A 25768-nucleotide genomic window follows, 5' to 3' on the forward strand; every position below is an offset into this window, starting at 1 on the left:
GCCTCTCTAGGGGGCTCACAGCGTGCGCAGAGCGGACTCGAGGGCCGTCTTCTGCGTCGTCTTGTCGTCTTTGGTCTTGATCACGCGCGCGGGACACCCGGCGACCACGGCGTTCTCGGGCACGTCCTCGATCACGACGGCGCCCGCGGCCACGACGGCCCCGCGACCCACGTGCGCGCCCTCGATCACCACGGCGTTCGCGCCGATGAGCACGTTGTCCTCCACGATCACGGGCGTCGCACTGGCGGGCTCGATCACACCGGCGAGCACCGCGCCCGCTCCCACATGGCAATTGGCACCCACCGTCGCGCGGCCGCCGAGGACCGCCCCCATGTCGATCATCGTGCCCGGACCGATCGTCGCACCGATGTTGATGATCGCGCCCATCATGATCACGGCGCCGTCCCCGATCTGCACGTTCTCGCGGATCAGCGCACCCGGCTCGATGCGGGCGTTCACGTCCTTGAGGTCGAGCAGCGGGATCGCGGAATTGCGCCGGTCGTTCTCGACGACGATGTCCTCGATGGCGTCGGCGTTCTGCGCGAGGATCGGCTGCAGCTCCCGCCAGTCGCCGAAGACGATCTTGTCGCCGGTGCCGAAAACCTGCGCGCTCCCGTAGTCGATGGCCTCGCGCTCCTTCACATAGAGCTTGACCGGCGTGGTCTTCTCGGCGTCGGCGATGTACTGGATGATCTGCTGGGCGTCCACAAGGCTCCGTTCTGGTCTTGGTCGTGCCGCGACGGCTTGGCATGACGCGCGGTTAGTGGGCGATGAGGTCCCTCATACCGTAGAGGCCGGGGCCCTGGCCCGCAAGGAACGCGGCCGCCCGAAGGGCGCCCTGAGCGAACAGCGCGCGGTCGTGGGCCTCGTGCTTGAGCGTGATGGTCTCCGCGCCCGTCGAGACGAGCACCTCATGGACCCCGACCACCGTGCCGATCCTGAGCGAGTGGATGCCGATCTCGTCGTTCGTCCGCTTCCCGTTCTCGTGCCTGCCGACGTTCAAGGTCGCGTTCGGTCGCACCTCTTGGATGGCTCGGGCGATGCCGAGCGCCGTCCCGCTCGGCACGTCGAGCTTCTGGTCGTGGTGTGCCTCCACAATCTCGATTTGGGCATCCGGCAGAGCTGCGGCCACAGTTCGGGCCAGATCCATGAGCAGCGCGACGCCGAGGGACATGTTGGGCGCGAAGAACATCGGCACTGACCTGGCGGCCTGCTCGACAAGCGCACGCTCCTCGGGGGTGTGCCCCGTTGTTGCGATCACGACTGGCAACCCGCGCTCGACGCAGGTCGCGAGCAGCTGCTCGGTGCCTGTGTGGTTCGAGAAGTCGAGCACCACGCCGTCCGCCGGAACGTCGGCGAGCGAGGAGAACTGCAGCGCGTTCGTGCTCCGCTCGTAGGCGCGGTCGACCTTGGCGACCACCCGTGAGCCCGCGAAGCCCTCAAGCCCCGCCAGCACGTGTCCCATGCGTCCGGCTGCTCCGTTGATGATGACGTCCACCGTGCCCCCCTAGCTGATCAGGCCGAGGGCGCGCATCTCGGCGAGCAGGACCTCTCGGTCTGCGCGCTCCATCGGCGTGAGCGGCAACCGCAGGTGGTCCTCACGGTAGCCCATGGCGGCCATCGCGGCCTTGACGGGGATGGGGTTCACCTCGCTGAAGAGCGCGCGAACGAGGGGCTGGTACGTGCACTGGAGCGCTGCGGCGCCGGCCACGTCGCCGTCGAAGAACCTCTGGCACAGGTCGTGCGTCTGAGCGGGCATCGGGTTCGCGAGCACCGAGATCACACCGGCCGCGCCCATCGAGAGGAACGGGACGATCTGGTCGTCGTTGCCGGAGTACACGTCCATCTTGTCGCCCACGAGGCTCATCGTCTCGACCAGCGCGCCGATGTCGCCGTTGGCCTCCTTGATGCCGCGGATCCTGGGGTGCTCGGAGAGTTGGAGATAGGTTCTGGGTTTGATGTCGACGCCGGTGCGGCTTGGGATGTTGTAGAGGATCACGGGCACCGTCGAGGCGTCGGCGATCACGTTGAACATCTCGACCAGGCCACGCTGGGTGGCCTTGTTGTAGTAGGGCGTCACCACAAGGACGCCGTCGCAGCCCACCTCGCAGCAGGCCTTGGTGAGGTGCACCGCGTAGTTGGTGTCGTTGGAGCCGGTGCCGGCGATCACGGGCACGCGGCCGGCCGTGCGCTCCACTGCGTACTTGACCACCGAGATGTGCTCGGCGTCGTCGAGGGTGGAGCCCTCGCCCGTGGTGCCGGCGATGATGAGGGCGTCCGTGCCGGACTCGACCTGCCAGTCGATAAGGCGCCCGAAGGAGTCGTAGTCAACCCCCGCAGGTGTCAATGGGGTGATGAGCGCGGTGCCCGCGCCACGGAACAAGGGATTCTCGGTCATGGTGGGCCCTCCTCTCAAAGCGACAGATAGGGGAATGGTAGGGAGGGTCCGGTGTCTGCAACGTTACGCAAGCGCGGCCGAAAACACGGGTGTAACCATCGCAGGGGCCGGACGGGCTGTGGGCCGCGGCAGGGCACCGGCGGCCGACATCACGGTGGAACAGCTGCCCCGCGAGTTACAGAAACCGTCAAGTTCCATGAAGGCCAGATTTCTTCGATTTGGGGCTTGCGCGACCGGGATTCATCCCGTAGAGTGTTTTCTCGCGTTGCGGGAACAGCAACGCGCGGGACTTTATCGCATTGGGATATCGTCTAATGGCAGGACAGCGGATTCTGGTTCCGTCAATGGGAGTTCGACTCTCTCTATCCCAGCCAGTCCTGCTTACATAATGGCCCGTTCGTCTAGCGGTTCAGGACGCCGCCCTCTCAAGGCGGAGATCACCAGTTCGAATCTGGTACGGGCTACCAAATCTTCCAGCCACCTCCGGGTGGCTTTTTTCTTGCCGTGCAGCTGAGGGCGTGGCTCTGGCGTACGGAATGAGTGCGGCAACGAGTCCGCTGCGGCTTGTCCAACCCATGAAAAAGGGCTCCGAAGAGCCCGTGGGGTCGTGCGTGTCAGATGCCCGCTACCCGTGCACCACCACGACGGTGCCCTGGTTGATCAGGTTGCAGAGCTCGGCGGCCTTGTCGGCGGGAAGGTTCACACACCCGTGGCTGCCGTTGGTCTGATAGATGGTCCCGCCGAAGTTCGAGCGCCACGTGGCGTCGTGGAACCCGATGGCGTTGCCCACGAAGGGCATCCAGTACGAGACGGGCGTCTCGTATTCCGGCTTCTTGGTCTCCGGGTCCGTCTTGCCGATCAGCGTCGAGGAGGGGCTCGTCTTGTTGAAGTAGCTGTCGATGAAGTAGACGCCCGTGGGGGTGTCGTAGCCCATGGAGGAGTTCCCGCTCACGAAGTCGGACTCCCACACCAGCTGGCCGCCCTGGTACATGCGGGCGTGCTGCTCGGCGAGATCGGCGTCGATGTAGGTGTCGCCCCAGTCCTTCCCGTTCGCGTCGGGCAGTTGCTCCGCCGTCTGGTAGGTGGGGACCTGGAGGGTCGTGGTCTGGCCGTTCTCGATGGCGCTCACGAGCTGGTCGGCCAGCTCCGTGGAGTTGATGTTCCAGCCATAGGACCCGCCGGTGACGGTGACCGTCTTGCCGTCCGGCCGCGTGTAGGTGCGCGCGGTGCCGACGGTGTCGAGCTGGTGGGACAGCTCGTTCGCGCCCCAAGACCTGATGGCGTCGGTGTCCAGCGTGGCGGCGAGGTTCTCGTCGAGCGTCACCCAGTCGATGATCTTGCCCGCGTCGATGGTGCCCGCGTCGAGACCGTCGAGCGCCAGCTTCACGTTGGCCTTGAGGTACTCGTTGGCCTCGTCGGCCGCCTTCTGGAGCGCCTTGTCCTCGGAGGTGACGGTGGCTTTCACGAGGTCGGCTTCGCCGAGCGTCACCGACGTCTTGAACTCGTCCACCGCCGCCTTCACGGAGGAGAGCACGGCGTTCGAGTCGAGCTTCGTGCCGGGCTGCTCGGCCTTCACGACGAACGCCTTCGCCCCCTCGTCGTAGCCGATGGTGGCGTTCACCGGATCGGACGCCTTCTCATTGAAGGTGTTGACTGCGGACTCCACGACCTCCTTGAGTCGGTCGGCGTCGTAGGAGGCGCCATGCGCGCTTGTGATGTCGTGTGTGGCGAACACCTCGATGGGCCACGCCCAGGGGTTCGTCTCCTCGATGGCGCTGCGCGTGTACGCGGAGCCGTCGAAGGTGAGCGAGATCTCGGTGCCGGGGATGCTCAGGTCGAGCCCGTCGCCCTCCACCGTGAGGACGTACGCGTTGGTGCGGCCATCGAGGCTCGCAGCGACGTTCGAGACGGTCCGCAGGGACACGTTGCGGCCGAGCAGCGTCGTGTTCGGCATGAACACGGACGAGAAGAACGCAACGCCGGCGACGTACACCACACAGAGGGCGCCGGTGACCCCAATGGCCACCTTGGCGCCCGTGCCGAGTCGCTTGGCGGTCTTCGGCATGGAACACCTCACGTTTCGAAAAGAAAAGAAGAAAGTCACTGCGGTATGGTAGCGCAGCCGGTCAAAGGGGGTCCTTAGGGGGACCTATTCAAGAAAGCATCAGAAGCGCAATGATTATTTGCGGAGTGAGGTCACTGGACGACGAGCGGCTCGCATGGTTCGCATCCCTTACGGACCACCAGCTGCGCCGCTGTCGGGAGGCCGAGCAGGGCGTTTTCATAGCGGAGTCCGAGAAGGTGGTCCGCACCGCGCTCTCCTCGGGTGTGCGCCCGCTGGCGTTCCTGCTCGAGGACACGCGCCTGACTCCGTTGCGGCCGCTTTTGGAGGAGAACCCCGACGTGCCGGCGTTCGTGCTGCCGCGCGAGGAGATCTCCCGGCTCGTGGGCTACCCGCACAACCGGGGCGTGCTGTGCGCGATGGAACGCCCGGAGCAGAGGGCGCCGGAAGAGGTCCTCGAAGGGTGCCGTCGCGTCGCGGTGCTCGAGGGCCTCACGGACACCACGAACGTGGGCGCCGTGTTCCGTTCTGCGGCGGCGCTCGGCTGTGACGCGGTGCTCCTGACGCCCACCTGTGCGGACCCCCTCTCTCGGCGGTGCGTCCGCGTGTCCATGGGCAGTGTGTTCCTCGTGCCGTGGGCCCGCGTCCCGCGGTTCCCGGAGGGTCTCGACGTGCTCGCCCGGGCGGGCTTCGTAACCTGCGCCTGCGCACTGCGCGAGGACGCCCTGCCGCTCGGCGACCCGGCGCTCGCCGCGCCCGAGCGCCTCGCGCTGCTCTTTGGCACGGAGGGGGACGGCCTCAGCCGCGATGCCGTGGAGGGGGCCGACCTCGTTGCGCGGATCCCGATGGCCCACGGCGTTGACTCGCTCAACGTGGCCGCCGCGAGCGCCGTGTTCTTCTGGGAGCTGTGCGCGCGTGGCCGATGAGTGTGTTCGGGTGGAAACCACGTCGGCGACACCCATATCCCTTGTATGGTGGTTCTCGCCGGCCGTCCCTGGGCGGCGGGCGTTGTGGTTTAATGGGCAAACACGTGTTCCAACCCCTCTCATAAGGAGGCAGGAAGCACCCTATGGATGAGAAGAAGAAACGCCAATCGATGATCCTCTACGTGATCATCGCGGTGGTCATCGTCCTGATACTGAGGTCGGTCGTGTACCCCTCGGTGTCGAGCGGCGCCGTCAAGGACGTGGACTACTCCACGTTCCTCGAGATGGTCGACACCAACAAGGTGAAGGAAGTCCAGCTCAACACGAGCACGGACGCGATCCTCTTCACCGATGGCACTGGCCAGGACGCCACCACCTACCGCACGACGCTCTTCCCGGACGACACGACGCTGGTGTCGCGCTTGGAGAAGCACAACGTGCAGTTCTCGGCCAAGATCGAGGACACCTCGAGCGACATCTGGCTCTACATGTTGCTGATCTACGGCCTGCCGATCCTGCTGCTGGTGCTCGGCGGCTGGGCGCTCAACCGACAGCTCAAGAAGCAAGCCGGTGACGACGGCCCGTCGATGAACTTCGGCGGGGGCGGCTTCGGCATGGGGAACATGGGCAAGTCCGGTGCCAAGGTGGTGGCCGGGAAGGAGACCGGCGTCACCTTCAAGGACGTAGCCGGTCAAGATGAGGCCAAAGAGTCCCTCGAGGAGCTCGTCGGGTTCCTCGAGAACCCCAAGAAATACGAGGCCATCGGTGCCAAGCTGCCGCGCGGCGCGTTGCTCGTCGGCCCCCCGGGCACCGGCAAGACGCTCCTCGCCAAGGCTGTGGCCGGTGAGGCCAAGGTGCCGTTCTTCAGCATCTCCGGCTCGGAGTTCGTCGAGATGTTCGTCGGCCGCGGCGCCGCGAAGGTGCGCGACCTCTTCAAGCAGGCCAACGAGAAGGCGCCGTGCATCGTCTTCATCGACGAGATCGACACGGTGGGCAAGAGGCGCGACGCCGGCCTCACCACCAACGACGAGCGCGAGCAGACGCTCAACCAGCTGCTCACCGAGATGGACGGCTTCGACAACCACAAGGGCATCGTCGTCATCGGCGCCACGAACCGGCCGGACACTCTCGACCCGGCGCTGCTGCGCCCCGGCCGGTTCGACCGTCGCGTGCCGGTGGAGCTTCCGGACCTTGCCGGCCGCAAGGCGATCCTCGCGCTGCACGCGGACGATGTGAAGATGGACGGCGACATCGACCTCGACGTCATCGCCCGCGCCACGCCCGGTGCGTCCGGCGCCGACCTCTCGAACATCATCAACGAGGCCGCGCTCCGCGCCGTCCGTATGGGCCGCAGCCGTGTGACGCAGGAGGACGTCCAGGAAGCCGTCGAGGTGGTCATCGCCGGCGAGAAGCGCAAGAGCACGGTGCTCTCCGAGCGCGAGAAGAAGGTTGTGGCCTATCACGAGATCGGCCACGCCATGGTCGCGGCCGCCCAGAAGGGGCAGGCGCCGGTCTCGAAGATCACGATCGTCCCGCGCACCTCGGGCGCCCTTGGCTACACGATGCAGGTGGAGGAGGACGAGCACTACCTCGTCACCAAGGAAGAGGCGATGCAGCAGATCGCCGTCATGTGCGGCGGCCGCTCGGCCGAGGAGCTGATCTTCAAGGAGGTCACGACGGGCGCCTCGAACGACATCGAGCGTGCCACCAAGCTGGCCCGGAACATGGTCACGCAGTACGGCATGAGCGACAAGTTCGGCATGGTGGCGCTCGGTCAGGTGCAGAACCGCTATCTGGGCGGCGACACGTCGCTCACGTGCTCGGAAGGCACCGCGCAGGAGATCGACGCCGAGGTCATGCGCATCGTGGAGGAGGCGCACCAGAACGCCCTCCAGATCCTGCGCCAGAACCAGTTCAAGCTGCACGAACTGGCTCGCTACCTGCAGGTGAAGGAGACCATCACGGGCGAGGAGTTCATGAACATCTTCACCCGCGACAACGACTACCTGCCGAAGGCGAGCGAGTAGGAGCGTCCCGCGTCGCCGCGGGCGTCCTGTCGAGAGAGGGGCCCGGTTCCGAGCCATACGCTCGGAACCGGGCCCCTCTCCGTTCTTCGACCTGGCCGCCGTGCCGCTAGCTTTCCCGCTCCTTCAAGATGCCCCGGTTGTAGGCGTCCAGCAGCGCCCGCAGGTCCGCGATGCGCGAGCGGATCTCGTCGCCGGTGTCCGAGTCCTCGACAAGGAGGGGCCGGTCGCTCGTCTCGAAGCGGTCGGTGTCGCTCATGATGTCCGCGTTGAGGTCGAGCACGTCCCCGATGGACGTGAACGGGCGGTGCGCCTTGATGCGGAGGCCGTCCTTGTCGGCGATGAGGGTGTAGCCGGCGATGCCGGTGGCCTTGTGGTAGGCGCGGCAGAACCCGCCGTCGATCACGATCACCTTGCCGCCGCTCCGCACAGGGCTCTCGCCGCTCGACGCCTTGACCGGTGTGTGGCCGTTGACGATGTGCCCGTGCTCTGGGTCGCCACCCAGCTCGCGCAGCACCTGTTTGCAGACGGACGGCGAGCGCGTGAGCTCCCAGTAGGGGTCGCGCGGCTCCGTCCAGGTGCTCTTGTCGGCCACGAACGTGCGCTCGAAGGTCTTCATCACGCGACCGGAGAGCGGCGACAGGGGCCCGCACCAGAGGTAGTACATGAGGTCGAGGCTCTCCTGGGTCGGTGCCATCCACGCCCGACGCGCCTCACGGTCCATCCAGTCGAAGAGGTCGCGGCCGGCGCGGGGCTTGCCACGCAGGTGGCAGGTGGTGAAGAGCTCGTCCTCATTCATCGGCACACAGCCGTGGAAGAGCACGTTGCCGTTGTCCACACGGTAGAGGGAGCCCTGCTGGTAGAGGAACCCAACGTGGGCGCGGAGCCGGTCGCTGTCGGCGAAGGCCTTCCCGAGTGAGCGCACCACGCGCTGCTCGTCGTCGGTGAGCCGCAGAGGGTCGTCCGGGTCGAGGGTGGGGAGGTCGCAGGTCACGAGGGGCGCGTCGCCGCTCGGCAGATGCACGACGTCCGCGTCGACGTCCACGAGCGGGAGCAGCAGCCGGCTCTCCATGCCGAAGTCGGGGTTGCGCTCGATCAGTTGCCCTTCCAGTTTGAACAGGATGACCGAGATGGCCTTCTCGGTGGGGGAGACCACGTCGCCCGCGCGATAGGTGCGCTCCGCGAAAAGCGCCAGCTCGCGCAGCGGGATGCCGTAGGAGCTCTCGAGGATCTCCAGCGTGCCGCTGCGGATGTTGTTGCGCACCACGAGCGCCTGGCACGCCTCCGAGCCGGCCGCCGCGCCCATCCACAGGATGTCATGGTTGCCCCACTGCACGTCGACGTTGGGATGCTCGGCCAGCCGGTCGAGGATCTTGTCGGCGTGGGGCCCGCGGTCGTACAAGTCTCCCACGATGTGCAAGCGGTCCACCGCGAGGCGCTTGATCAGGCTGGCGAGCGACTCCACGAAGTCCGGGCCGGACCCGGTGTCCACGATGGTCTCGATGATGCGCTCGTGGTAGGCGGCGCGCTCCTCGGGCTGTCCCGCTTGGTCGCGGAGCAGCTCGTCGATGATGTAGGCGTAGGCCACCGGCATTGACTTGCGCACCTTGGACTGCGTGTACGCGCTCGCGAAGTGCTTCGCCACGCGCACGAGGCGCAGAAGGTTTGCCCGCCACCAGTCGAGCGTGAGGCCGCCCATTTCGTCGGCCACCTTCTCGAGCTTCTCGTCCGGATAGTAGATGAGCGTGCAGAGGTCGTCCTGCTCGTCCTGGGACAGCTCCGAGCCGAAGACCTCGCGCACCCGCTCGCGGATCACGCCGGAGCAGTTGTTGAGGATGTGCTCGAAGGCCTCGTACTCGCCGTGCACGTCGCTCATGAAGTGCTCGGTGGCCTTGGGCAGGCCGAGGATGGCCTCGAGGTTGATGACCTCCGTGAAGACCGACTGCCTCGTGGGGAACTGCTCGGAGAGCAACGCAAGGTAGCGCAGCTCCTGCGGGTCCATGTCCATGTGGTTGCCCCCTCGTCCCTCGCTTCCACATACCCCTCTACCTTGCCATAGGGTGGTATCATCAACGCTTGGACTCTTGACCTGAAGGGGGCTTTCGGCAGATGGCCAACGAGTATAAGAAGACGATGAACCTCCCCAAGACGAAGTTCCCGATGCGCGCCGGCCTGCCTCAAGCAGAGCCCAAGCGCCTCGCGGCGTGGGAGGCGTCGGACGTCTACGAGCTGGCGCGCAAGAAGAACGCCGGCCACGAGAAGTTCATCCTGCACGATGGCCCTCCGTACGCGAACGGCCCCATCCACCTCGGCCACGCGCTCAACAAGATCGTCAAGGACATCATCAACCGCCAGCACATCATGCTCGGCAACGACGTGGTGTACGTGCCCGGCTGGGACTGCCACGGCCAGCCCATCGAGCACAAGGTGGAGCAGCACCTTGGCACCAAGGAGTTCAACGAGACCCCCGTGCCCGAGGTGCGCGAACTGTGCCAGAAGTTCGCGGTGGAGAACATCGACCTGCAGAAACAGGGCTTCCGTCGCCTGGGCGTGCTCGCCGACTGGGCGCACCCGTACCTGACGCTCTCCCACGACCACGACGCTGCGGACATCGAGGTCTTCAAGGCCATCTATGACACCGGCGCCGTCTATCACGGCCGCAAGCCGGTCCATTGGTGCAGCCATTGCCACACGGCCCTCTCCGAGGCCGAGATCGAGTACGCGGACGTCACCGGCCCGTCGCTCTTCGTGGCCTATCGCACGGAGCGCGCACCGGAGGCCCTCGCCGCCACCGGCCTGCCGGTGAACATCGCCGTGTGGACCACCACCCCCTGGACGCTGCCGGCGAACGCCACCGTCGCCCTCAAGCCCGAGGCCACCTACGTCGCGCTCGAGCACGACGGGCAGGCCTACATCGTGATGGACGCCCGCGCGGACGCCGTTGCCGATGCCGCCGGATGGGAGCCAACGCTCGTCACCATCGACGGGGAGCCCTGGAGCGCCACGGCCGAGGAGCTGCTCTCCTGCACGTACCATCAGCCGATCTTCCCCGAGGAGGTGCGACCGGTCATCGAGGCCGACTTCGTCACCACCGACAACGGCACCGGCATCGTGCACGTGGCGCCCGGCCACGGCGCGGACGACTACTACGCCGGCGTGGCCAACGACATCCCCATCGTGATGCCGGTGGACGACGACGGCCGCTTCTACGAGGGCACGGGCTGGGGCTCCGGCGGCCCGTGGTCCGGCATGAGCGTGGACGAGGCCAACCCCAAGATCATCCAGTGGCTCAGCGACCAGGGCACCCTGATCGCTGCGGGCACCATCGAGCACAGCTACCCGCACTGCTGGCGCTGCAAGAACCCCGTGATCTTCCGCGCCACGGAGCAGTGGTTCGTGTCGATGGACAGCACCGGGCTCCGCGAGGAGGCCCTGAAGGCCATCGACGACGACGTGACGTGGTACCCCGGCTGGACCATCAACCGCATCCGCTCCATGGTGGAGGGGCGCCCGGACTGGTGCCTCTCGCGCCAGCGCGTGTGGGGCGTGCCCATCCCGAGCTACACCTGCAGGTCCTGCGGCGCCACGGTGATGAACGACGCGACCCTCGACGCCGTGATCGCCCTCTTCCACGAGAAGGGTTCCGACGCCTGGTTCACGGACGATCCGGCCAGCTACCTTGGGGACGCCTGCGTGTGCCCCGAGTGCGGGGGCCACGACCTCGTGCCCGACAAGGACATCCTCGACGTCTGGTGGGACTCGGGCGTGAGCCACACTGCGGTCCTCAAGGGGCGCTTCGGGCTCCGGTACCCGGCCGATCTCTATGTGGAGGGCTCGGACCAGCACCGCGGGTGGTTCCAGAGCTCGCTGCTCACCTCGGTGGGCGCCTATGGCCGGCCCCCCTACGACGCGGTGCTCACGCTGGGCTTCACGCTCGACGGCCAGGGGCGCAAGATGTCCAAGTCCCTTGGCAACACCGTGGACCCCAACCTCGTGTGCGACCGGCGCGGCGCGGACATCATCCGCCTGTGGGTCACCTCGGTGGACTCCACCGCCGACATGCCCTGCGACGAGCAGATCCTCGACCAGGTGGCCGGGGCCTACCGCAAGATCCGCAACACGATCCGCTTCCTGCTCGGCGAGCTGGAGGGCCAGTTCCAGCCGGGCCGCGACGGGCTGCCGGTGGAGGAGCTCGTGCCGTTCGACCGCGCGATGCTCGCCAAGGCCTGTGCCGTGCACCGTGAGGTCGAGAAGGCCTACGCCGAGTACCGCTTCAACGCCGTGTACCGCGCGCTCTACGACTTCGTGGTGGACGTCTCCAACTTCTACCTGGACGCCACCAAGGACCGCACCTACTGCGACATGCCGGCCGCGATGAGCCGTCGGAGCGCGCAGACGGTGTGGTGCCACATGCTCTCGATGCTGCTGCGGGACTTCCAGCCGATCCTCTCGTACACCTGCGACGAGCTCATGGCCTACGTGCCCGAAGAGCTGACCGACGGCCAGACCTACGCGGCGCTGCTCGACTGGTGGCAGCCTCCGATGTCTGTCGAGGAACAGGACGCGGAGCTTCCGGTCTATGAGGCCCTGTCCCAGGTGCGCGACGCCTTCACGCAAGCCTACGAAGAGGCGTCGACGGCGGGACGCCTCGCGGCCCAGAAGAAGGAGGCGGCGCACGCCCACGTGACGCTGACCCCGCAGCTGGCCGAAGCGCTCGAGCCCGTGGTCGGCAACCTCGCAGAGGCGTTCGTGTGCGCCACCGCCGACTGGGAGCTCGGCGAGGAGCTCGCGGTGGAGGTCTCCCCGGCAGCGGGCGAGATGTGCGAGCGCTGCCGCATCTGGCGCGAGGTGAACGAGAACCACCTCTGCGACCGCTGCCAGGAGGCCGTGGACGCCTACGAGGGGAACCAGTAGCGTGCGGGTGCTCTCCTCTGCCTCGCGCGGCCTGCGCCTCGGGCTCTTCGCTCTCATCGCCGCCGCCTGTGTGGCCTTGGACCAGTGGGCCAAGGCGGCGGCCCTGGAGAACCTCGTGCCGGGCAGGCCGGTGCCGCTCGTCCCGGGCGTCATGGACCTCCTGCTTGTGCGGAACACCGGGGCCGCGTTCTCGTTCGGGGAGGGGGCCGGCTGGCTCTTCGTTCTCGTGTGCGTCGCCGTGGTCGTCGCCCTGGTGGCGTATCTCTGGCGGGCGACCGAGGTGCCGATGTCCCTCGTGGTGTGCGCCGGCCTGGTGGCAGGCGGCGGTGTGGGCAACCTGATCGACCGTGTGAGCCGCGGCTGGGTCTGCGACTTCTTTGCGACCACCTTCATGGACTTCGCCGTGTTCAACGTCGCCGACATCTTCGTCTGCGTGGGCGTCGCCCTCGGGTTGCTCTTCCTCTTCCTGTGGGAGCGCGAGGAGGAGCGCCGTGAGGAGGAGCGCAGCAAGGCCGCTGCGTCCAGCGTGTCGCGCTCCGTCAAAGAACAGGAGCACAAGGCACAGCTCGAGCAGGGGCGCGGGCGTCTCACTTCCAGGAAGAAGGGCGGCCGGTGAGCCCCGTCGAGGGCGTGCGTCTGCTGTCGCTCCTCGTGGACGACGCTGCCGACGGCACCCGCCTCGATGCGTTCCTCGGGGCCCAGGAGGGCACGCCGAGCCGGAGCGCCTGCGCGAGGCTCATCGAAGAGGGCGCGGTCACCATCAACGGCACCCCGGCCAGGAACAAGCGCGAGCCCGTGATGATGGGCGACCGCGTGCACGTGGTGCTCCCGCCCGAGCCGGCGGCGCCCGGCCTGATCGTGGGAACCCCGATCCCTCTGGACGTCCGCTTTGAGGACGAGTACCTGCTCGTCATCGACAAACAGGCCGGCCTCGTCACACACCCGTCCCCCGGTCACGAGACGGACACGCTCGCGAACGCCCTGGTGGCTCGATGCGGGCACGCGCACCTCGGCACGCTGCAAGGGGAGGACCGCCCCGGCATCGTGCACCGGCTCGACCGCGACACCTCCGGCCTCATGGTGGCCGCCAAGGACGACGTCACACAGAAGGCGCTCCAGGACCAGATCAGGATGCGCACGCTCGACCGCCGCTACGTGACGCTCGTGCAGGGGTACGTGGCCCCGGACACCGGCATGATCGACGCCAACATCGCCCGGTCGCCGCGCGACCGTCTGAAGATGTGCGCCACGGACGACCCGATGGCTCGCGGCGCCATCACCACGTTCACCACGCTGGAGCGGTTCGAGGCCGGGCCCCGGGACGAGGGGTACAGCCTCCTCGAGTGCCACCTCTACACCGGGCGGACCCATCAGATCCGCGTCCATATGGCCCACATCCATCATCCGGTGGTGGGCGACCCGCTCTACGGCGCGGGCGACCTGAGGCGCAACCTCGGGCTCGAGAGACAATTCCTCCATTCGTGGCATATAGAGTTCGACCATCCGCGCACGGGGGAGACCGTCTCCCGCGCAAGTCGGCTGCCCGGGGACCTTCGCGACGCGCTCGACTCGCTGGCCGAGCGTTCCTTGGGGCGGACCGAGGCGGGGGAGCGCATCGTCCCCCAGATCGTGTAGACAGCGCCAGACCTCAGGAGGTGCCCGTGGAGATCGCCCACGTCGCCCTGACCCCGATAGTCGTGTTCAACTTCGTCCTGATGGTGTTCTTCTCGGTGGCGTTCTTTTACCAGGTGGTGTACCTGTTCGTCGGCATGCGCCACGCCGAGGTGCGGCTGCCCGACGCGAAGAGGAACCACCGCTACGCCTTTCTCATCGCCGCCCACAACGAGGAGGTGGTGATCGCCCAGCTCGTCCAGTCCATCAAGGACCAGGACTACCCGGCCGAGCTGGTGGACGTCTACGTGGTGGCCGACGCGTGCACCGACGCCACCGCCGAGGTGGCGCGCCGGGCCGGCGCCTTCGTGTACGAGCGCAACGACCTCGCGCGCCGCGGAAAGAGCTGGGCCCTCGACCTCGGGTTCAACAACGTGCTGGAGGAGCGCGGGGACGACTACTACGACGCGTTCATCATCTTCGACGCCGACAACCTGCTCTCGCGCGACTACCTGAAGGTCATGAACAGGGTCGTGGACATGGGCTACCTCGCCGCCACGAGCTATCGCAACTCCAAGAATTTCGGGTCCTCGTGGATCAGCAGCGCCTACGCCATCTGGTTCCTCCGCGAGGCGCGCTTCCTCAACAACGCCCGCATGATCTGCGGCACGAGCTGCGCGATCTCCGGCTCCGGCTGGATGGTCTCCAGCAAGATCGTGAAGTCGATGCGCGGCTGGGACTTCCACACGCTCACCGAGGACATCCAGTTCTCGACGTTCTGCGCGGCCAACGGCATCCGCATCGGGTACGCCCCGGCCGAGTTCTTCGACGAGCAGCCCGTGACGCTCGCGGCCTCCTGGACCCAGCGCATGCGCTGGACCAAGGGTTTCTACGAGGTGTTCTTCTCCTACGGCAAGGACCTCTGCAAAGGGATGGCCCGCGGGCGCTTCGCCAGCTTCGACCTGATGATGACCATCGCGCCGGCCATGATCTTGACGCTGCTCTCGGTGATCGTGAACGCGACGTACCTGTTCGTGGGCTCGCTCTCGCACGGATTCTTGGCGACGGACACCGAGCTGTCGATGTGCGCGGGCTCGCTCGTCGTGGCGTTCGTGTCCATGTACTTCACGTTCTTCCTGCTGGCCGTCATCACGACGGTGTTCGAGCGCAAGCACATCCACTGCGAGCAGAAGTGGCGGCTCGTCACAAACTGCCTCACGTTCCCCATCTTCCAGATGACCTACATTCCGATCACGGTGGTCGCGCTCTTCAAGAAGGTGGAGTGGGTCCCGACGAAGCACGAGTTCGCCCTCTCGGTGGACCAGGTGACGTCCGAGTAGGGCCTCACGGATGCGCGGCATTGAACGCAGGGCCTTGCGGGTGAGGCCCTGCGTTTCCGTGACGCTGCGAGGGCTTCTCCCTTCCCGAGCGTGCCCCGTCCTTGCGCTACCATGGCTTTTCAGTGTCCGCGGCACCCACGAGCAAAGGAGCTTGAGCCCATGGCGACGTTCTTCCCGGGAGAGTCCCACACCTTCTCTGAGTACCTCTTGGTTCCTGGCTACTCTTCCTGCGAGTGCGTCCCCAAGAACGTGTCGCTCCGCGCGCCGCTCGTGAAGTACCGCAAGGGGGAGCAGCCGGCCCTCTCGCTCAACATCCCGATGACCTCGGCCATCATGCAGGCCGTCTCCGGCCCCCGGCTTGCGGTCGCGCTCGCCCAGGAGGGCGGCATCTCGTTCATCTACGGCTCCCAGACGCCGGAGGACGAGGCCGCGATGGTGCGCGAGGTGAAGGACTACAAGGCCGGCGTCGTCACGAGCGACTCCAACCTGCGCCCGGAGATGACGCTCGTGGACGTGCTGGCCCTCAAGGAGCGGTCCGGTCACTCCGCGATGCCCGTGACCGAGGACGGCTCGGCGCACGGGAGGCTCCTCGGGATCGTGACCTCGCGCGACTACCGCCCGAGCCGCGACAGCCGCGACAAGCGCGTCGAGGAGTTCATGACCCCCATCGAGAGCCTCGTCACCGCGCCCGCCACGGCGACCCTCTCGGAGGCCAACGACATCATCTGGGAGAACAAGCTCAACCAGCTGCCCATCGTCAACGACGACGGGACGCTCGTCGGGCTTGTCTTCCGCAAGGACTACGACGCGCACAAGGAGAACCCGCTCGAGCTGCTCGACGCGGACAAGCGCTACCTCGTGGGCGCCGGCATCAACACGCGCGACTACGAGCAGCGCGTGCCGGTGCTGGTGGACGCCGGCGCGGACGTGCTCTGCATCGACTCCTCCGAGGGCTACTCGGAGTGGCAGGCGATCACCCTCCGGTGGATACGCGACCGCTACGGCGACTCCGTCAAGGTCGGCGCGGGCAACGTGGTGGACGGTGACGGTTTCCGCTTCCTCGCGGACGCCGGCGCGGACTTCGTCAAGGTGGGCATCGGCGGCGGCTCCATCTGCATCACGCGCGAGCAGAAGGGCATCGGCCGCGGCCAGGCGAGCGCCCTCATCGACGTGTGCCAGGAGCGCGACAAGTACTTCCGCGAGACGGGCGTCTACATCCCGGTGTGCTCGGACGGCGGCATCGTGTACGACTACCACATGACGCTTGCCCTGGCGATGGGCGCCGACTTCCTCATGCTCGGGCGCTATTTCGCGCGCTTCGACGAGAGCCCCACTGCCCGCGTGAACGTCAACGGCAACTACATGAAAGAGTACTGGGGCGAGGGGTCGGCGCGCGCCCGCAACTGGGCCCGCTACGACCTCGGCGGCGACAAGAAGCTCTCCTTCGTGGAGGGCGTCGACTCCTACGTGCCCTACGCAGGGCCGCTCAAGGAGAACGTCCAGGGCTCGCTCATGAAGGTGCGCTCCACGATGTGCAACTGCGGCGCGCTCGACCTGGCGCAGCTTCGCGACAAGGCGAAGATCACCCGCGTCTCGGCTACCTCGCTCGTGGAGGGCGGCGCCCACGACGTGCTGCTCAAGGACTCCACGAGCACCAGCTCCGTGAACTTCGGGTAGCGGCGAGGCCATTCACGGCCCCGCACCATGACGACACCAGCGAGGGGCGCACCCGCCCCGGTCAGGAGAGACTGTGACCGACACTGAGAGGACCGCGCGCGACATCCCGGCCTACGACGCCCAGGCCATCGAGGCCAAGCAGCAGAGGCTCTGGGAGGAGCGCGACCTCTTCGCCGCGAGCGACGAGAGCGACCGTCCCAAGAAGTACGTGCTCGAGATGTTCCCGTATCCGTCGGGCGACCTGCACATGGGACACGCGCGCAACTACTCCATCGGCGACGCGATGGCGCGCCAGGCGCACATGCGCGGCTTCGACGTGCTGCACCCGATCGGCTTCGACGCCTTCGGCCTTCCCGCCGAGAACGCGGCCATCAAGCACAACACGCAGCCGGCGACGTGGACCTACAAGAACATGGACCAGGCCGTGAGCACGATGAAGCGCATGGGCTTCTCCTACGACTACGACCGCATGGTCCGGACCTGCGACCCCGACTACTATCGGTGGGGCCAGTGGCAGTTCCTCAAGATGTGGGAGAAGGGCCTCGTGGAGCGCCGCGACTCTCCCGTCAACTGGTGCCCGAGCTGCAACACGGTGCTGGCGAACGAGCAGGTCACGGAGGGCAGGTGCTGGCGCTGTGGCTCCGTGCCCGAGCGCAAGAACCTCACCCAGTGGTACCTGAAGATCACCGACTACGCGGAGGAGCTGCTCGACGACATCGACCAGCTGACCGGCTGGCCTGAGCGCGTGAAGCAGATGCAGCGCAACTGGATCGGCAAGTCCGAGGGCGCCGAGATCGACTTCGCGCTGGCCGACGAGGACGGCAACCCCACCGACACGGTGATGACGGTCTTCACCACGCGCCCGGACACGCTCTTCGGCGCGACGTTCTTCCTGCTGGCCCCCGAGTACCCGGGGCTCATGGAGCTGACCACTCCCGAGAACCGCGACGCGGTGCAGGAGGTCATCGACATCGCCGCGGCTACGAGCACCGCCGACCGCGCCAGCTCGGACAGGGAGAAGCACGGCGCCTTCATCGGCCGCTACATGGTGAACCCGGTGAACGGCCGGCTCCTGCCCGTCTACGCTGCGGACTACGTGCTCACGGACTACGGCACCGGCGCCGTGATGGGCGTGCCGTCCGGCGACCAGCGCGACTTCGACTTCGCGCGGAAGTACGGCCTGCCGATCCCGCCGGTGGTCATCGAGGAGGACGACCCCCTGTTCCCGGAGCTCAAGGACCAGACCGAGCTCGTGATGACGGACGTGCCCTGGGACCAGGCCATGGCTGCCGAGGGCGTCCTCGTGCAGTCCGGCCCCTTCACGGGCATGAAGGGCGGGCATAACTCCGAGGCCGTCGATGCCATCATCGATTGGCTCGCCGAGAAGGGCCTCGGGCACAAGGCGGTGAACTACCGCCTGCGCGACTGGCTCATCAGCCGCCAGCGCTATTGGGGCAACCCGATCCCGATGGTGCACTGCGAGCACTGCGGCATCGTGCCGGTGCCCTATGACCAGTTGCCCGTGACGCTGCCGCCCGACCTCGACCTGGCTGCCGGTGAGACCCTCGCCGAGTGCCCCGCGTTCTACGAGACCACCTGCCCGGTGTGCGGGCGTCCGGCGCGCCGCGAGACGGACACGATGGACACGTTCACGTGCTCGAGCTGGTACTACCTGCGCTATTGCGACCCGCACGACGAGGAGCTTCCCTTCTCGCGAGAGCTGGCGGACCGGTGGATGCCGGTGGACAACTACATCGGCGGCATCGAGCACGCGATCCTCCACCTGCTCTACTCGCGCTTCTGGACCAAGGTGATGCGCGACCTCGGGCTGCTTGATTTCGACGAGCCGTTCACGAACCTCCTCTGCCAGGGCATGGTGAAGGACGCGAACGGCGAGACGATGTCCAAGTCCAAGGGCAACGTGGTGCCGCCGTCGAGCGTGATCGGGCCCTACGGCGCCGACACGATGCGCATGGCCGTGCTGTTCATCGCGCCGCCGGAGAAGGACTTCAACTGGGACGAGGAGGCCGTCGCCGGCTGCAACCGTTTCATCAAGCGCGTGTGGCGCACCGTGTGGGAGCTGTCGTTCTCGGCGGACAAGGGGCCCGGCCTCGATGCCGGGTCGCTCGACGGCGCCGGAAAGACGCTGCTCCGCGAGCTGCACCGTCTCGGCATCAAGTGCACGCAGGATTACGACCGGGGGCAGTACAACACGGCGATCTCGGCGCTCATGGAGCTCACGAACGCCGCGAACGCGTACCTCAACGCCGTGCCGCAGGACAGGCGCGACCCGGCGCTCTGCTGGCTCGTGGCCTGGGACATCTGCGCGATGATCAGCCCCGTCTGCCCGCACCTGGCCGATGAGCTTGGTCAGGACGCGCTCGGTGTGGACGGCTCGTTCTACGAGGTGTCCTGGCCGGAGTTCGACCCCGAGCTGGCAAAGGCGGACGAGGTGGAGATCGCCGTCCAGATCAAGGGCAAGGTGCGCGCCCGCGTGAACGTGCCCGCCGGTGCCGACAAGGACTCGATCGAGGCCGCAGCTCGGGAGGCCGTTGCCGACCAGCTGGCAGGCAAGGAGGTCCTGAAGGCCGTCGTTGTGCCCGGGCGCCTCGTGAACTTCGTGGTGAGATAGCACCTGCGTGCAAAACGTGCAAACAGGGACAGTCCCCAAATGCACATGTGCAAACAGGGACTGTCCCCAAATGCACATCGCGGATGGGTGAGAGAAGCGGGTCGGGCGTTCTCTGCCGGTCGGGGACGCTCGACCCGTCGTTCTAGCTGCCGATTTCTCGGCAGGGCGATGCTTGACCTATACTGAACGGACTCGAGTCGACGCAACAGAGGAGGGACGGTGCGCTGCAAGAGCTGCGGACAGGACCTGGGCGACGGCATGCTGCCGGCCCGCTGCCCCTTCTGCGGCGCCAACCTGAGCAACCGTACCGACCGTCGGGGCGCTGGCGGGGCTGCCGAGTCCCGCCAGAGTGTTGAAGGCCTCACCGGGATCGGGAAAGGCAGCCGCAAGGGCCGGGGGGGCAACGTTGGACGCGCGCTGGTCGCCGTGGTGCTCGTCGCCGCGTTCGTCGCAGGGGTTTGGTACCTGCTCGCGAGCCTCACCCAGGGCACGATGACGGTTCCCAACGTGACCGGTTGGCGCCTGGAGCGCGCTCAGCAGGAGCTCGGGTCCGACGGCTTCTCCGTGACCTATTCGGAGCGGCCGACCCTTGACGGGGCCGCCGGCACCGTGGTCTCGCAGACTCCGGCGGCGGGGGAGTTCGTCGACGCCGGCTCTCGCGTCGCGCTCGTCGTCGCCCGCGCTCCCGTGATGCCCGACATCGTGGGCAAGACGCAGGCCGAGGCCGAGGAGGCGCTCACGGCCGAGGGCATCGACTACCAGATCGTCGAGGAGCCGGGCACGGGCGAGCCGGGCCGGGTTCTCTCCGCGACGGTCGGTGCGGGCAAGACGCCCACGGCCGGCTCTGTCGTGCAAGTGGCGGTGGGCGCCGCCCTCACCGTTCCCGAGGTCGTTGGGAAGACCCAGCTCGAGGCTCAGGACGCGCTCGTTCAGGCGGGCCTCGTCGGCACGTTCAAGGACGCGCCGGCCCCGTCCGGCACCGCAGTGGGCAGCGTCCTTTCCACCGACCCCGGCGCCGGGACGACAGTGGAGAAGGGGTCGACCGTCACGGTCTACGTGGCGGCCTCGCGGCACTCGTCGGCCAAGGACACGGCCCAAGCGGTCCTGGGGATCGTCTACGACAACGGGGACCCGAGCGCTGAGAGCATCGGCGAGGCGCTGCGCCCGTACCTCTCTGGTTCCTCCGGCTACGCTGACGCGGCGGCCGAGCGGATTTGGACCGGCCTCGTCAAGGCCGGCGGCTCCGTGCACGCGGGCACGCCCTCCGCGCTCCAGTCGCTGCCCCGTTCGATCGTGTCGAGGTCGGTGAACGTCGCGGACGACGGTGCCTCCGCTTCGGCCACGGTTGCCGTCAAGTGGGCGTGGGACTCCATGGGCCCCGGCTACGAGGGGGTGACGTCCGAGGACACGCACACCGTCACGATGACGTTCGACGAGGACGGGAGACTCGTCTCGTTCCGTGACCCGCAGACGGATGTGCCCCGGTACACGGTGTCCTCGTCCGGTTAGGCGGCGTCGGTGCAGGGGCGGTGGAATGGCCGCCCGACCTTGACACGGCAACGCGTCCGTGGATACTGGTCTTTGTGATATGTGTCGGTTTGGGGAAGTGGGAGCGATTTTCGCCCCGCTTCCTTTTTATTGGGCGACAGGAGGTGCTCGGCTTGGCGAAAGAGGACGTTCGCGCCGCGCTCGTCGCGGCGCTCGAGCCGGCCGCAGCGGAGCGGGGCCTCGACCTTGTGGAAGTGGAGCTGACGGGTGCGACCAAGGCGCCCGTCGTGCGCGTGTACCTTGACACGCTCGGTGACGAGGGAATATCGCTCGACGAGGTGGCAGAGGCGACGGCCTGGGTGTCCGAGGTTGTCGAGGCGTTCGACCCGTTCCCGGGCAGCTACACCCTCGAGGTCTCGTCGCCTGGCCTTGACCGCCCGCTCCGGCGCCCGAGCGACTTCGAGCGGTTCGTGGGCGAGCAGGTCGAGGCACGGGTCAAGGGCCATGAGGGCAAGCGCACCTTCGTCGGCGCGCTCGGGCCCGCCACGGACACAGGCTTTGTGCTCCACACCCACGACGGCGACCTGACGATCGCCTACGAGGACCTGCAATCCTGCCGCCTCGTCCCCACGTTCTAACCCTGGCCGCCGGCCGTACGGCCCCGACAGTGAAAGGAAGCCTCCATGGCATCTGAAATGATGGAAGCGCTGATGGCCCTCTGCCAGGAGAAGCACATCGACGAGCTGTACCTGCTCGACCGGCTCGAGCAGTCCCTGGCCAAGAGCTACGCCGAGGTGCTCCACCTGGAGCACGGCGCGAAGGTCACCATCGACCGCACCACCGGCAACATCTATGTGTACAAGCTCGTGCCGGTGGGCGAGCCGGACCCCGAGACGGGGGAGTACGAGGACTTCGAGGAGGTCGACGTCACCCCCAAGGACACGAGCCGCGTGGCGGCGATGCACGCGAAGAGCGAGATCAACGCCATCGTGCGCAACGCCGCGCGCCAGCAGATCTACGAGGAGTTCCAGGACCGCGTGGGCGACATCATCACCGGCACGGTGCTCCAGACCACCCCGGACTTCACGATCCTCAAGATTCGCGAGGGCGTGGAGGCCGAGCTGCCGCACTTCGACCCCCGGCGCGTCGAGGGCGAGCGCAACGAGACGCCCCGCAACGAGCACTACCGTCACGGCGACCGTATCAAGGCCCTCATCATCGACGTGCGCGATCCGAACGCGCAGACCCCGACCGGCCCGGTGAAGGGCGAGCACTCGCGCCCCTCCATCGTCGTCAGCCGCACCCACCCGGGCCTCATCCGCCGGCTCTTCGAGCTCGAGGTGCCCGAGGTGTACGACGGCGTCGTCGAGGTGGAGTCCATCGCCCGCGAGCCGGGCAACCGCTCCAAGGTGGCCGTGAGCTCCCTTGAGCCGCGCCTCGACCCGGTGGGCGCTTGCGTCGGCCCCAAGGGCTCCCGCGTGCGCACGGTGGTCGCCGAGCTCCGTGGCGAGCGCGTGGACGTCGTGCCCTGGAGCGACGACCCGGCCACCCGCGTGGCCAACGCGCTCTCGCCGGCGAAGGTCACCCGCGTGATCGTCGACCCGGAGCACACCTACGCAACGGTCATCGTGCCGGACGACCAGCTCTCCCTGGCCATCGGCAAGGAGGGCCAGAACGCCCGCCTGGCCGCTCGCCTCACCGGCTACCACATCGACATCAAGAGCGAGTCGCTCGCCCGGGGCATCATCGCGAAGATGGCCGCCAAACAGGCCGAGGCGGACTCCCTGGTGGACGCCGAGGAGGACGCCCGCTGCGCCCACGTGGACGAGAACGGCAACCAGTGCCGCAACCACGCGCGTCCCGGCTCCCGTTTCTGCGGTCAGCATGCCGCCGAGGAGAACGGGGAGACGACGGAGGCCGTGGTCGAGGCCACCGCTGCGCCGGCCGGCACCGGCGCCTTCGAGGACGTCGACATGGACGCCGTCGAGGTCTCGGACGACCCCGACTCGCTGATCTAAGCTGCGTGGCCTGTCTGGGCCGCAAGCTGATTGATAGGAACCGCGCCGCTTGGAAGGTATGGACTACATGGCAAAAACCCGCGTCAGTGAGCTCGCCAAGGAATTCGGCATGACGAGCAAGGAGCTGCTCGGCTACCTGGCCGAGTTCAAGATCCCGGCGAAGTCGGCGTCGTCTTCGCTGGAGGACGTCTACGTCAACGTGGTGAAGAAGAAGCTCGCGCCGATCATGAAGGAGCGCGAGGACGCGATCCGCAAGCAGCAGGAGGAGGAAGAGGCCGCCCGCAAGGCCGCCGAGGAGGCCGAGCGCGCCAAGGCCGAGGCCGAGCGCCTGGCCGCCGAGGAGCGCCGCCGCAAGGAGCGCGAGGAAGAGGAGCGCCGGCGGAAGGCCGAGGAGGAGAAGCGCGCCGCCGAGGAGGCCGCCCGCAAGGCCGAGGAGGAGCGCCGCCGCGCCGAGGAAGAGAAGAACCGCGTCAAGGATACGGCGCCGAAGAGCATCCCGTCGTTCACGTCCCTGCTCGAGCAGATTGCCCAGCAGGAGGAGGTGCTCAAGGAGAAGAAGGAGGCCGAGGCCAAGGCCAAGGAGGAGGCCAAGGCCAAGCGCGAGGAGCGCCGCCAGCAGAAGCGTGCCGGCGCGTCGCAGCGCACCGCGTCGGGCGGCCCGTCGCGCTCCGCCGGCTCCGGCGCCCCCGCCCCGCAGAACGTCGCGCCGTCCCCTGAGAAGGCCGCGGCCGCCGGCAAGCGCGGCAAGAAGCACGGCCACCGTGACGCCGAGGACCGCTTCAGCCGCCTCGAGGGCGAGCACCAGCGCCAGCAGGGCGAGGGCAAGCGCCAGAAGCGCCGCAAGCGCCGCGAGGAGCAGGCCGCCGAGCACGCCAAGGAGGCCGCGATCCAAGAGGCCATCGCCAACGACCAGGACGTCTCGAAGCTCGACGTCGTCAAGGTGCCGCAGGGCGCCACGGTGGCCGAGCTGGCGGAGCTCCTCGACACGCCGGCCAACGACATCATCAAGCGCCTCTTCCTGCTCGGCACGCCGCTCACGATGACCCAGTCGATGAGCGACGACCTGATCGAGCTGGTCGCCGACGACCTTGGCCGCGAGGTCAAGGTCATGACGAAGGAGGAGGAGAACTCCTTCACCTTCTACGACGACCCGAAGGACCTGCTGCCGCGCGCCCCGGTGGTCACCGTCATGGGCCACGTCGACCACGGCAAGACCTCCACGCTCGACGCCATCCGCCACACCGGCGTGGCCGCGGGCGAGGCCGGCGGCATCACGCAGCACATCGGCGCTTCGCAGGTCTCCATCAACGGCCGCACGATCACGTTCGTCGACACGCCCGGCCATGAGACCTTCACCGCCATGCGCGCGCGTGGCGCCAAGGTGACCGACATCGTGGTCCTCGTCGTCGCCGCCGACGACGGCGTGATGCCCCAGACCATCGAGTCCATCAACCACGCCAAGGCCGCCAACGTGCCGATCATCGTCGCGGTCAACAAGATCGACCGCGACGACGCCAACCCCGACCGCGTCCGCCAGGAGCTCACCGAGTACGGTGTGATCCCGGAGGAGTGGGGCGGCGAGAACATGTTCGTCAACATCTCCGCCAAGAAGCACATCGGCATCGACGAGCTGCTCGAGACCATCCTGCTCCAGGCCGACGTCCTCGAGCTCCGGGCCAACCCCAACACGTTCGCGTCCGGCTACGTGCTCGAGGCCAAGCTGGACCGTGGCCGCGGCTCTGTCGCGACGCTGCTCGTGAACCGCGGCACGCTGCACGTGGGCGACGCCCTTGTGGCGGGTATGAGCTACGGCCGCGTCCGCGCCATGCTCGACCAGCACGGTAACACCGTCACCGAGGCCGGCCCCTCGGACGCCGTCGAGATCCTCGGCCTCCAGTCCGTGCCGGCGGCCGGCGACGAGTTCCGCGTGTTCCAGGACGAGCGCGACGCGCGCGACCTGGCCGAGCAGCGTGCCCTCAAGGCCCGCATCGAGGAGCAGAACAAGGTCAAGCACGTCACCCTCGAGAACCTCTTCGACACGATGGAGGACGCCGAGGTCAAGGAGCTCAACCTCGTGGTCAAGGCCGACGTCCAAGGCTCGATCGAGGCCCTCTCCGACGCGCTCGCCAAGATGGACCAGTCCGAGGTGCGCATCAACATCATCCACAGCGCGGTGGGCGCCATCTCCGAGACCGACGTCATCCTCGCCGACGCCTCCAACGCCATCATCATCGGCTTCGGCGTCCGTCCGGAGGCCAAGGCCAAGGCGCTGGCGGAGCGCGACAACGTGCAGATCCGCACCTACTCGGTCATCTACAAGGCCATCGAGGACATCGACGCCGCCCGCATCGGCATGCTCAAGCCCACCGAGGAGGAGCGCGAGACGGGCGTGGCCGAGGTGCGCGACACCTTCAAGGTGCCGAAGGTGGGCATTGCCGCCGGCTGCATGGTCACCGAGGGCGAGATCCATCGCGACGACCAGGTGCGCCTGGTCCGCGACGGCATCGTGGTCTACGAGGGCCGCTTCGCGTCGATGCGCCGCTACAAGGACGACGTCAAGAGCGTCAAGGCCGGCTACGAGTGCGGCCTCGGCCTCGAGAACTTCCAGGATTTCCACGTGGGCGACCGCATCGAGTGCTACGTGATCGTCGAGGTGTCGCGCACCGAGTAACGCGACT

The 25768-nt window shown here is 67.4% G+C and carries 17 protein-coding genes and 2 tRNA genes; 14 read left to right on the forward strand and 5 right to left on the reverse strand.

The genetic code is table 11. The annotated features are described in order from the left end of the window. Positions 1–15 precede the first annotated feature (15 nt). From dapD to dapA, 3 genes are read right to left on the reverse strand one after another with little or no spacing between them, the layout of a single operon-like run. Positions 16–708, reverse strand: coding sequence for a 2,3,4,5-tetrahydropyridine-2,6-dicarboxylate N-acetyltransferase (gene dapD / locus QJ043_RS01935; protein WP_283712484.1), 693 nt, complete (start codon positions 706–708; stop codon positions 16–18). Between the two features lie 52 nt (positions 709–760). Continuing rightward, a complete protein-coding gene (gene dapB / locus QJ043_RS01940) occupies positions 761–1498 on the reverse strand; it encodes a 4-hydroxy-tetrahydrodipicolinate reductase (protein ID WP_283712485.1) in 738 nt (245 codons plus the stop codon). 9 nt (positions 1499–1507) lie between these two features. Then, positions 1508–2398: a 4-hydroxy-tetrahydrodipicolinate synthase gene (gene dapA / locus QJ043_RS01945; RefSeq protein WP_283712486.1), complete on the reverse strand. Its 891-nt coding sequence runs from the start codon at positions 2396–2398 to the stop codon at positions 1508–1510. A gap of 300 nt (positions 2399–2698) precedes the next feature. Between dapA and QJ043_RS01950 the strand changes: the two genes are divergently transcribed. Together QJ043_RS01950 and QJ043_RS01955 are read left to right on the forward strand one after the other, a co-directional pair. Continuing rightward, positions 2699–2772, forward strand: a tRNA-Gln gene (locus tag QJ043_RS01950). A 16-nt stretch (positions 2773–2788) separates the two neighbouring features. Next, a tRNA-Glu gene (locus QJ043_RS01955) sits at positions 2789–2865 on the forward strand. A gap of 158 nt (positions 2866–3023) precedes the next feature. Here the strand turns inward: QJ043_RS01955 and QJ043_RS01960 are convergent. Beyond that, positions 3024–4463 carry a L,D-transpeptidase family protein gene (locus QJ043_RS01960; RefSeq protein WP_283712487.1) on the reverse strand — a complete coding sequence of 480 codons (1440 nt, stop codon included), beginning with the start codon at positions 4461–4463 and terminating at the stop codon, positions 3024–3026. Between the two features lie 125 nt (positions 4464–4588). Here QJ043_RS01960 and QJ043_RS01965 point away from each other — a divergent pair, with 125 nt between their 5' ends. Then, the gene (locus QJ043_RS01965) at positions 4589–5386 is read left to right on the forward strand and encodes a TrmH family RNA methyltransferase (protein ID WP_283722713.1); all 798 of its coding nucleotides are present in this window, start codon (positions 4589–4591) and stop codon (positions 5384–5386) included. Positions 5387–5529: 143 nt separating this feature from the next. Next, a complete protein-coding gene (gene ftsH, locus QJ043_RS01970) occupies positions 5530–7413 on the forward strand; it encodes an ATP-dependent zinc metalloprotease FtsH (RefSeq protein ID WP_283712489.1) in 1884 nt (627 codons plus the stop codon). Positions 7414–7519: 106 nt separating this feature from the next. Here the strand turns inward: ftsH and QJ043_RS01975 are convergent, their stop codons facing one another. Next, complete coding sequence (locus tag QJ043_RS01975) at positions 7520–9418, reverse strand: fructose-1,6-bisphosphatase (RefSeq protein ID WP_283712490.1); 1899 nt, start codon at positions 9416–9418, stop codon at positions 7520–7522. A gap of 101 nt (positions 9419–9519) precedes the next feature. Here QJ043_RS01975 and ileS point away from each other — a divergent pair, with 101 nt between their 5' ends. From ileS to infB, 10 genes are all read left to right on the forward strand, one after another. Continuing rightward, the gene (ileS, locus tag QJ043_RS01980; protein ID WP_283712491.1) at positions 9520–12324 is read left to right on the forward strand and encodes an isoleucine--tRNA ligase; all 2805 of its coding nucleotides are present in this window, start codon (positions 9520–9522) and stop codon (positions 12322–12324) included. Position 12325: 1 nt separating this feature from the next. Continuing rightward, positions 12326–12940 (forward strand): signal peptidase II, encoded by a 615-nt coding sequence (gene lspA, locus QJ043_RS01985; protein ID WP_283712492.1) that lies wholly within the window; start codon positions 12326–12328, stop codon positions 12938–12940. Next, entirely contained in the window at positions 12937–13959 is a 1023-nt protein-coding gene (locus QJ043_RS01990) for an RluA family pseudouridine synthase (RefSeq protein WP_283712493.1), read from the forward strand. Before lspA ends, QJ043_RS01990 begins: the two co-directional genes overlap by 4 nt. A gap of 80 nt (positions 13960–14039) precedes the next feature. After that, positions 14040–15275, forward strand: coding sequence for a glycosyltransferase family 2 protein (locus QJ043_RS01995; protein ID WP_283712684.1), 1236 nt, complete (start codon positions 14040–14042; stop codon positions 15273–15275). A 159-nt stretch (positions 15276–15434) separates the two neighbouring features. Continuing rightward, positions 15435–16952 carry an IMP dehydrogenase gene (locus tag QJ043_RS02000; protein ID WP_283712494.1) on the forward strand — a complete coding sequence of 506 codons (1518 nt, stop codon included), beginning with the start codon at positions 15435–15437 and terminating at the stop codon, positions 16950–16952. 73 nt (positions 16953–17025) lie between these two features. Beyond that, complete coding sequence (gene leuS / locus QJ043_RS02005) at positions 17026–19584, forward strand: leucine--tRNA ligase (RefSeq protein WP_283712495.1); 2559 nt, start codon at positions 17026–17028, stop codon at positions 19582–19584. A 219-nt stretch (positions 19585–19803) separates the two neighbouring features. Continuing rightward, complete coding sequence (locus tag QJ043_RS02010; RefSeq protein ID WP_283712496.1) at positions 19804–21093, forward strand: PASTA domain-containing protein; 1290 nt, start codon at positions 19804–19806, stop codon at positions 21091–21093. A gap of 152 nt (positions 21094–21245) precedes the next feature. Continuing rightward, complete coding sequence (locus tag QJ043_RS02015; RefSeq protein ID WP_283712497.1) at positions 21246–21710, forward strand: ribosome maturation factor RimP; 465 nt, start codon at positions 21246–21248, stop codon at positions 21708–21710. Between the two features lie 45 nt (positions 21711–21755). Next, positions 21756–23090, forward strand: coding sequence for a transcription termination factor NusA (gene nusA, locus QJ043_RS02020; RefSeq protein WP_283712498.1), 1335 nt, complete (start codon positions 21756–21758; stop codon positions 23088–23090). A 67-nt stretch (positions 23091–23157) separates the two neighbouring features. After that, positions 23158–25761: a translation initiation factor IF-2 gene (gene infB / locus QJ043_RS02025; protein WP_283712499.1), complete on the forward strand. Its 2604-nt coding sequence runs from the start codon at positions 23158–23160 to the stop codon at positions 25759–25761. Positions 25762–25768 lie beyond the last annotated feature (7 nt).

The organism is Kribbibacterium absianum, from assembly GCF_030067705.1.
Lineage (GTDB): Bacteria > Actinomycetota > Coriobacteriia > Coriobacteriales > Atopobiaceae > Kribbibacterium > Kribbibacterium absianum.

Excerpts from the sequence above, each read along its gene's own strand:
- QJ043_RS01975 (WP_283712490.1), bottom strand. The coding sequence starts at position 9,418 with ATGGACATGGACCCGCAGGAGCTGCGCTACCTTGCGTTGCTCTCCGAG.
- ftsH (WP_283712489.1), top strand. The coding sequence starts at position 5,530 with ATGGATGAGAAGAAGAAACGCCAATCGATGATCCTCTACGTGATCATC.
- dapA (WP_283712486.1), bottom strand. The coding sequence starts at position 2,398 with ATGACCGAGAATCCCTTGTTCCGTGGCGCGGGCACCGCGCTCATCACC.
- QJ043_RS01960 (WP_283712487.1), bottom strand. The coding sequence starts at position 4,463 with ATGCCGAAGACCGCCAAGCGACTCGGCACGGGCGCCAAGGTGGCCATT.
- QJ043_RS01995 (WP_283712684.1), top strand. The coding sequence starts at position 14,040 with ATGGTGTTCTTCTCGGTGGCGTTCTTTTACCAGGTGGTGTACCTGTTC.
- ileS (WP_283712491.1), top strand. The coding sequence starts at position 9,520 with ATGGCCAACGAGTATAAGAAGACGATGAACCTCCCCAAGACGAAGTTC.
- infB (WP_283712499.1), top strand. The coding sequence starts at position 23,158 with ATGGCAAAAACCCGCGTCAGTGAGCTCGCCAAGGAATTCGGCATGACG.
- nusA (WP_283712498.1), top strand. The coding sequence starts at position 21,756 with ATGGCATCTGAAATGATGGAAGCGCTGATGGCCCTCTGCCAGGAGAAG.
- QJ043_RS02000 (WP_283712494.1), top strand. The coding sequence starts at position 15,435 with ATGGCGACGTTCTTCCCGGGAGAGTCCCACACCTTCTCTGAGTACCTC.